Genomic DNA, 7,643 nt, shown 5'->3' on the forward strand with positions numbered 1-7,643 from the left:
CTTAGCCGACAAGTTGTGTGACGGACAGCAGCGCCGTCATGACCGACACGATCAATCCGCCGACGACCGTGCTGATCGTGATGATCGCGAGCGGTCCGACGATGCCGACGATACGGTCAAGGCTGCGCTGCAATTTTGCTTCGTAGAATTCCGCAACCCGTCCCGACAGGATCGGCAATTGCCCGGTTTCTTCACCGAGCCGAAGCATGCGGACCGCCATCGGCGGCAGGCTGTTGGCGACGGCAAGGGCTTCCGACAACTTCCCGCCATGCCGGACGCGATCGGCTGCAGCGGTCCAGCTCGCTTCGCTTCCTGTCACCGCCATGATGTCAACCAGGATACGCAAGGTGGCCGTGAGATTGACGCCGCTGCCGAGCAGGACACCGAGATTGCGGCAGAACAGGCTGGCGCGATAGAACTGAAAGATGTTGCCGATGAGGGGTAGCTGCGATAGCCCGTTCATCATTGCAGCGCGCACGCTCGCCTGGCGCAACAACCACCAGACGACTGCAATGGTCGCAGTCGCGATCAACATGGCTGCCGTCGCATTGGCACGCAGGAAATCCGACAACTGGATGAAGGAGGCGAGCGCCGTATCGGACTTCGCACCGAAATCCCCGAGCACGGTCGAGAATTGCGGCAGCACGAACAGAAGAAAGAACAGCATCACGCCCGAAGCCGCGACCAATACAAAGGCGGGATACTGCATCGCGTCGGTGAGTTTCCGCCGCATCTGTTCTGAACGCGCGCGCTCAGCGCCCAGCATTTCGAGCACGGAATCGAGCGTGCCCGAGACTTCGCCGACGCGCACCAAGGCGCCATACATCGGCGGAAACAAGCTCGGATGATCTGCCACCGCATCGGCGAAACTCTCGCCGGCGAGGAGAGCCGCCCGGATCTTCGCCACCACCGGGCGCATCCGCCCGACATCGGCATCGCCGGACAGCAGTTCAAGGGCGTCGTCGAGGCGGGCGCCGGCCTTGAGCAGCAGTGCGAGGTCGCGCGTGAACGTGGTGATCTCGGCGGCGCCCGGCCGGCCGAACAGGCCGAGACCTCCCGCACCGGGAGAAGCTCGTTTGTCCTCAATGGTTTCGATCGGCAAGAGCCGCAGATATTCGATCCGGCGCGCGACCTCGGCGGCCGTCGGTGCGCTGATCGTGCCGTTCACGATCTCGCCGTTCTGCGTCAGGGCGCGGTAGCGGAAATTCGGCACGTGGTCACCGCACGGTCGTGACGCGGAGAATTTCGGCAGGCGACGTCAGCCCGGCGCGACACTTGGCGATGCCGTCGTCGAGCATGGTCGTCATCCCCGCGCGGATCGCCATCGCATCGATCTTCAGTCCGTCGGTCTTCTCCCCGATCAGTTCGCGCAACTCGTTGGAGATTTCGAGCAGCTCGAACACACCGAGCCGGCCGCGATAGCCGTTGCCGCCGCAGCGTTCGCATCCGCACGGTTCCTGGATCGTTTCACCGGCGCGAAACCCGAATGCGACAAGCCGCGGATCCTCGGCGAAATCGGCAGGGCCAAGCGTCCGTCCTGATTTGCAGCGTTCGCATAGCTGCCGGACCAGACGCTGCGCGATCACGCCGCGCAGGACCGAACGCAGGAGATAGCCCTCGACGCCGAGGTCGAGCAGGCGTGGCACCGCCGCAGCCGCCGTCTCGGTATGCAGCGTCGTCAGCACCAGATGGCCGGTGAGAGCCGCATGGACCGCAACATGCGCGGTCTCGGCATCTCTGATTTCGCCCACCATGATCACGTCCGGATCCTGGCGCACAAACGAGCGCAATGCGGTGGCAAAGGTCAGGCCGATCGCGGGCTTGATCTGGGATTGATTGACGCCGGGAATTTCGTATTCGACCGGATCTTCGATGGTCAGGATCTTGCGAGTCGGCTCGTTGAGGATTGAGAGGATCGTCGCAAGTGTCGTTGTCTTGCCGCTGCCGGTCGGACCGGTGATGACGATCATGCCGTGCGGCAGCGCAAGGAGCTGCCGCAACTTGCTTTCGTCGGATGCGGAGAAGCCCAGTTTTTCCACGACCAGCAATCCGCGATCCTTTGGTAGGATGCGAACGACGGCCGACTCGCCGTGCTGCGTCGGCATGATCGCGACGCGGATATCGATATCGGAACGCCCTGCCCGCAATCGCGCCGCACCATCCTGGGGCAACCTGCGCTCGGCAATATTGAGATTGGCGATGATCTTGATGCGGGAGATGACGGCTTGCGGCAGCACGCCTGACAATGCCGCCACCGGCCGCAGCAGGCCGTCGATGCGCAGGCGGACCACGAGGCTGGAGGAGAACGGCTCGATGTGGATATCACTGGCGCGAAGTTCGACGGCTTTTTCAAGCAGATCATTGACCGCGCGGACCACCGGCGCGCCGCTCGCAAGATCGCGCAGGCTCTCGATGTCGTCCTCGCGCGGCAGCGCTGCCGCCGGTCCGGCCGCGTCAGCATCATCGACATTCAGTCGTTGATCGAGGACGACGGCAACGTCCTCCGAGGTTGCGATCTTGACCGTGACGGCGGTGCCGAGCACGATCTGCGCCGCGCGTTGCGTCGCCTGATCGCTCGGATCGACGACCGCGAGCGTCATTGTTCCATCGGAGGTGGTGCACGGATAGACCATGGTCTCGCGCAGGAAGCGCTGCGAGAACGACGCCGCGAGCGGCGCGGCCGACATCATCTCCTGCAGGGTCATGCGGCCGAGCTCGAAAAAGCGAGCAGCCTCATCGGCAAACTCGGCGGGCGAGAGATTGGTGATTTCCCACATCTTGTGGTGACGACGGTCGAAGCCGCTCTGACCCGTCGCATCGGTCTCACCATCAACCGGCGTCAAATGCTTGTTCTGACGGAGGTAGTCGACGAACTGCGAGGACCGATCGCTGGCCATGTCGTCTTTTTCCGTCACATGATTTGAAGCAGCGCAGACGTCAGGCGTGTTGTTATCGATCCGAAGTGTGACAAGCATACGAATGCGGCGCCTGCTCATCGCTAAAGAAAACTTTGAGACTACCTTCCCCGATCTGAATTGCTGCCTCATTTTCATGCTTCGGCGTCCATCGCAGAATGGTCGCCAGGGCAACAATCACGCAACCAATTTATTTCTGTCATGTTGGCTCGCTAATAATCCGAGGGGACAGGGACGGATCGTCGAACATCCTCCAGTCGGAAACGGCAAGGACTAATGGTGCGCGTAGGCAAGCTGGGCCGCTACCAACGGATTCGTGGCGGCGTTGCTGCCGCCTTTGTTTTGTTGTCGCTGGGGCTGCTGGCATCCTGCAATTCCGCAACGGTCGGAGGCGTGGATTCGGCTCAAGTCGACATCTCCGACAAGGTACGTTCGCTCGATCTGTTGCCGCGGCAATCGCAACCGGTGAACGCGTCGGGTGCTGGTGGCGCTCAAAGTGGCAGCGTTCGCGCGGCCATGTATGAGGGATCCGAAGTCACGGCGGTGTCGGACGAGCGGCTGCAGCCGACAGCGAACGGCAACGGCTTCGATCTGAACTTTGAGAACACACCGGTTGCAACGGTCGCCAAGGTCGTCCTCGGCGACATACTGCATGTCGGCTACACCATCGATCCGCGGGTGCAGGGCACGGTGAGCCTGGTGTCGGTCCGTCCGGTGCCGAAGTCGGACATCGTGTTCGTGCTGGAGAATGCCTTGAGATTGAGCGGCGTCGTGCTGCTTCGCGATACGACCGGCTACCGGCTTACGCCGCTCGGCGATGCGGTCGGCGGCGGCCGGGTTGATACGGCAAGCGGCAACCCGGAACCCGGGTTCGGCGTCTCCGTCGTGCCTTTACAATATGTGTCGGCGCAAACGCTGCTCAAGCTGATGGACAGCTTCGCCACCAAGGCCGGCGCCGTGCGCGCGGATACAACACGAAACCTCATCCTGATTCAGGGAACCGGGGCCGAGCGCCGCACCGCCGTCGACACCGTGCTCAGCTTCGACGTCGACTGGATGCGCGGCCAATCCGTCGGCGTATTCCCGATATCGAGCGGCTCGCCCGCTCCCATCATTGCCGAGATAGAGAAGATCGTAGATTCCGGCGAGAACGGCCTCAGTCAGAACATCATCAAGTTCCTGCCGATTGCCCGCCTCAACGCGGTGCTGGTGGTGACCAAGAAGCCGGACATGCTTCGCACGGCGGCGACCTGGATCAAGCGGCTTGATCGAAACGATACCGCGCGAACCACCGTCCACGTCTATCGCGTCAAGTTCGGCGATGCCCGCCAGATCGCGCGGGTGTTGACGGATATGTTCGTCGGCGGATCGTCGTCGAGCCTGACCGAGAGTGCCGACAGCCAGATCGCGCCGGGGTCCGGGATAGCGGCAACTTCAAGCGCCGGGGATCGCCTCTCGCTCAACGGCAATTTGGGGTCAAACACAAATGGCGGCTTTGCCTCGCGCGGCAATCTCTCCATGAATGGCACGCCCGGCCTCGGCGGCAACGGCGGGCTTGGCGCGCAACCGGCCAGTCCCAACCAGAACGGCGGCGGTGCTCCGCTCGACAGCGGCCGCGGTTCCGGAAACGGCCAGCCGATGATGCAGGACGTGCGGATCACGCCGGACACCGTCAACAACACGCTGCTGATCTACGCCGACCAGGCGAACTACCGGATCATCGAATCCACGCTGGTGCAGATCGACCAGCCGCAGTTGCAGGTCGCGATCGACGCGACGATTGCCGAGGTCACGCTGAACAATACGTTGTCCTATGGCGTGCAGGCTTACCTGACCAGCCGGAATGTCGGGTTGAAGCCGAACACGGGCTCCATTCTCAACACCCAGGCCACCGCGGCGCCGACGACAATTACCGACCCGACGACCGGGGCGGCCACCGTCGCCGGATCGGTCACCAACGCTTTCATCAATCGGGCCTTCCCTGGCTTCAACTTCCTGATCGGATCTGAAACCCAGCCCAGCCTGATCCTCGATGCATTGCATGCGGTGACCAGCGTCAAGGTGCTCTCCAACCCGTCGCTGGTGGTGATCAACAACCAGGTGGCGACGCTGCAGGTCGGCGACGTCGTCCCGGTGTCGACCGGAAGCGCGACGGTGTTGACGACGAACAACACCGTCGTCAACACGATCGACTATCGCAACACCGGCATCATCCTCCGCGTCTCGCCGCGCATCAGCGTCAATGGCAATGTCCGGCTCGACGTCGAGCAGGAGATCAGCAACGTGCCCGCGGCGAGCGCCAACAGCCTGACACCGACGGTGTCGGAGCGGCGGGTCAAGAGCCAGATATCGGTGGCAAACGGCCAGACCGTGCTGCTGGCCGGCCTGATCAGCGAGCAGCAGAACGGCACCCGCAGCGCCATCCCGGTGCTCGACCAGCTTCCGGGCCTCGGCGATGCCTTCGGACACCAGAACAACTCGACCCAGCGCACCGAGCTGATCATCTTCATCCGCCCGCAGATCATTCGCGACGGCTCCGACGCTCACGTCGTGGCGGAAGAACTCCGATCGAAATTGCGCGGCAGCATTGCCACGACCCCGACCAACGCCGCAATCACGACCAGCTTCCATTGAGCAGGACAGAGAATGCTGAGCATCCGCGCCGGGCGTCGATTTCTCCTCGCGCTCTTGGCCCTTGCGCTTTCGGCAGCCGCCGCGCCGGTCGCGGCCAGCAGTCTTTCGCGCGGGACCGCGGCGTTCCATCGCGGCGACTACGTCAGCGCGTTCCGGGAGCTTGCATCGCTGGCCGAACGCGAGAATGCAACCGCACTCGGCCTGCTCGGCTTCATGTATGAGCATGGCTTTGGCGCGCCGCAGGCCTATGACGCCGCCGCCGATCTGTATTGCCGCGCGGCCGTCCAGGGCAACCCATTCGCGCAGGCCATGCTCGGCTTGATGTACGACAAGGGCCACGGCGTTCCGCAGGATTTCATCCTCGCCTATAAGTGGCTCAACCTCGCGGCCGCCCGAACCAGCGGCCGCGAGCGCGACACCTATGCGCGGTTCCGCAACGCGGTCGCTTCGAAGATGTCGACCGATGAGATCGCGATCGGCCAGCGGCTGGCGTTGAACTGGGCGCCGGCGTTTCCTGCGCCGGGCCTGCGAGCGAGCAGGTAGTGTCTCCGTCACATTGAGGCCGGCTGGCCGCGCGTTGCGCCGCCCAGTCGACCGCGTCACAGAAGCGTCAAGCCTCCGTCAGCCCGTCGCAATCAGGTTGCGATTTGTGACAGAATTGCTACCGTCGAATGTCAGTTCGACTACGCGGGAGCACGGCCCCATGAGTATGGAGTGGCGGGCGCGGCCAAATCCGGTGGTTCGGTGGTGGGGTCTGTTGGCCCTCATCAGCGGCGCCAACATCGCGCTTTGGTTCTTGCTGTACGGCGAGTTTCACCAAGTTCCCTCGGACGGCCTGGTCAACAGCTCCGGCACCCAGTCCATGTTCCTGCTTTCCGCGGCCTATGTCTTTGGCTGCGCCTTCAGGTCGCTGCTGCCGCGCGCGGATGTCCAGCGTATCTGCCTGGTCGACACCTGGCTATCGAGCGTCTTCGTTGGCCGATCGGTCGCGACCGTGGCCGAGATCTGCTTTGCCGTGCAGTGGGCGATCATCCTCAATCAATTGGGCGGAATGACCGGCGCGGACACCACGTTGAACGCCGCGCAATTGATCGTCCCCTTGATCCTCATTGCCGAGTGCTTCTCATGGTACGCTGTGGTGTCCACCAACTATCTGGGCAACGCCATCGAGAATTCGATATGGGCGATCGCCTTCTTCGTTGTGGGGGTTGGTCTTTGCCGGCTGCTGCCTGAATTCAACGGTCCGGTTCGCATCGCCCTCATCGTCGCGATCGTGGGAATTGCGGGTTATCTGGCCTTTCTCATTACGGTCGACGTCCCGATGTATTTGAGCCGATGGCAGGCCGGTCTTGCCGATGGCAGCAAGCTCCTCGGTTTTCTCGAGGGGCTCCACGACGTGAGCACGCGCTGGGTCGTGACGCACGATTTCGAGCATTGGAAAGACGAGATCGCCTGGATGTCGCTTTATTTCAGCGCGGCCGTCTGGGCCAGCCTCGCGCTTTGCGTCGTCTATTCGCTCGACAGTCATCTGCCGCAATATCGCACCGGGGCGGCGGCTGCGAACTGCCCTGCAGCGGTTTGCAGCCCGCCGCAAGTTGCCCGCGATAACCGATATTTTCGCGTGGCCTACGCGCCGAAGTGAGGGCGGCGACGTAGGAGCTCCTGTAGGATGGGTAGAGCGCAGCGAAACCCATCGCGATGGAGCGAGCGGCACGAATGATGGGTTTCGCTTCGCTCTACCCATCCTACGATTCTCTCACGCCTCGCATCAATGTCGTCCCCGCCTAGGGCGCAATTGCGCCCGGGAGCGGGGACCCATAACCACAGGGAAGTGTTGTGGCGCGAGCGAGCGGTCGCAGCGGAGCACACGACGACGGCCTGTGGTTATGGGTCCCGGATCAAGTCCGGGACGACGTGGGGTGGGTTCTGATTCAAGTTTCAAATAGCGTGAGGATATGAGTCCGCATTCTCGCGGCGCTTTGCGCCCGAGCTTTGCGTCACTTTCCGCCCTCTCATCGAACAGAGGGCGCAGGGAAAGCCGGGTGCTGGTTGCACCCGTGGGTCCCGTGCAACAAAAAGCACGGGGGTAGGACC

General features: G+C 62.9%; 5 protein-coding genes. 3 read left to right on the top strand and 2 right to left on the bottom strand.

Going from position 1 to position 7,643, the window contains the following annotated elements; all coding sequences use genetic code 11:
- Nucleotide 1: 1 nt before the first annotated feature.
- Nucleotides 2-1,213 (bottom strand): type II secretion system F family protein, encoded by a 1,212-nt coding sequence (locus ACZXDY_RS36930; RefSeq protein WP_464348938.1) that lies wholly within the window; start codon nucleotides 1,211-1,213, stop codon nucleotides 2-4.
- Nucleotides 1,214-1,217: 4 nt separating this feature from the next.
- Nucleotides 1,218-2,897, bottom strand: a complete 1,680-nt coding sequence (locus ACZXDY_RS36935) for a GspE/PulE family protein (RefSeq protein ID WP_464348939.1) — start codon at nucleotides 2,895-2,897, stop codon at nucleotides 1,218-1,220.
- Nucleotides 2,898-3,191: 294 nt separating this feature from the next.
- On the opposite strand from ACZXDY_RS36935, the gene gspD reads away from it, so the two are divergent.
- From gspD to ACZXDY_RS36950, 3 genes are all read left to right on the top strand, one after another.
- Complete coding sequence (gene gspD, locus ACZXDY_RS36940) at nucleotides 3,192-5,549, top strand: type II secretion system secretin GspD (RefSeq protein ID WP_464348940.1); 2,358 nt, start codon at nucleotides 3,192-3,194, stop codon at nucleotides 5,547-5,549.
- Between the two features lie 12 nt (nucleotides 5,550-5,561).
- Complete coding sequence (locus tag ACZXDY_RS36945) at nucleotides 5,562-6,092, top strand: tetratricopeptide repeat protein (RefSeq protein ID WP_464348941.1); 531 nt, start codon at nucleotides 5,562-5,564, stop codon at nucleotides 6,090-6,092.
- A 160-nt stretch (nucleotides 6,093-6,252) separates the two neighbouring features.
- Complete coding sequence (locus tag ACZXDY_RS36950) at nucleotides 6,253-7,191, top strand: hypothetical protein (RefSeq protein WP_464348942.1); 939 nt, start codon at nucleotides 6,253-6,255, stop codon at nucleotides 7,189-7,191.
- Nucleotides 7,192-7,643: the final 452 nt, after the last annotated feature.

The sequence above is a fragment of the Bradyrhizobium sp. LeoB3 genome, assembly GCF_055456055.1.

What these genes read in the sequence shown, in the direction of transcription:
- gspD (WP_464348940.1), top strand. Translation starts at nt 3,192, where the DNA reads ATGGTGCGCGTAGGCAAGCTGGGCCGCTACCAACGGATTCGTGGCGGC.
- ACZXDY_RS36935 (WP_464348939.1), bottom strand. Translation starts at nt 2,897, where the DNA reads ATGGCCAGCGATCGGTCCTCGCAGTTCGTCGACTACCTCCGTCAGAAC.
- ACZXDY_RS36950 (WP_464348942.1), top strand. Translation starts at nt 6,253, where the DNA reads ATGAGTATGGAGTGGCGGGCGCGGCCAAATCCGGTGGTTCGGTGGTGG.
- ACZXDY_RS36945 (WP_464348941.1), top strand. Translation starts at nt 5,562, where the DNA reads ATGCTGAGCATCCGCGCCGGGCGTCGATTTCTCCTCGCGCTCTTGGCC.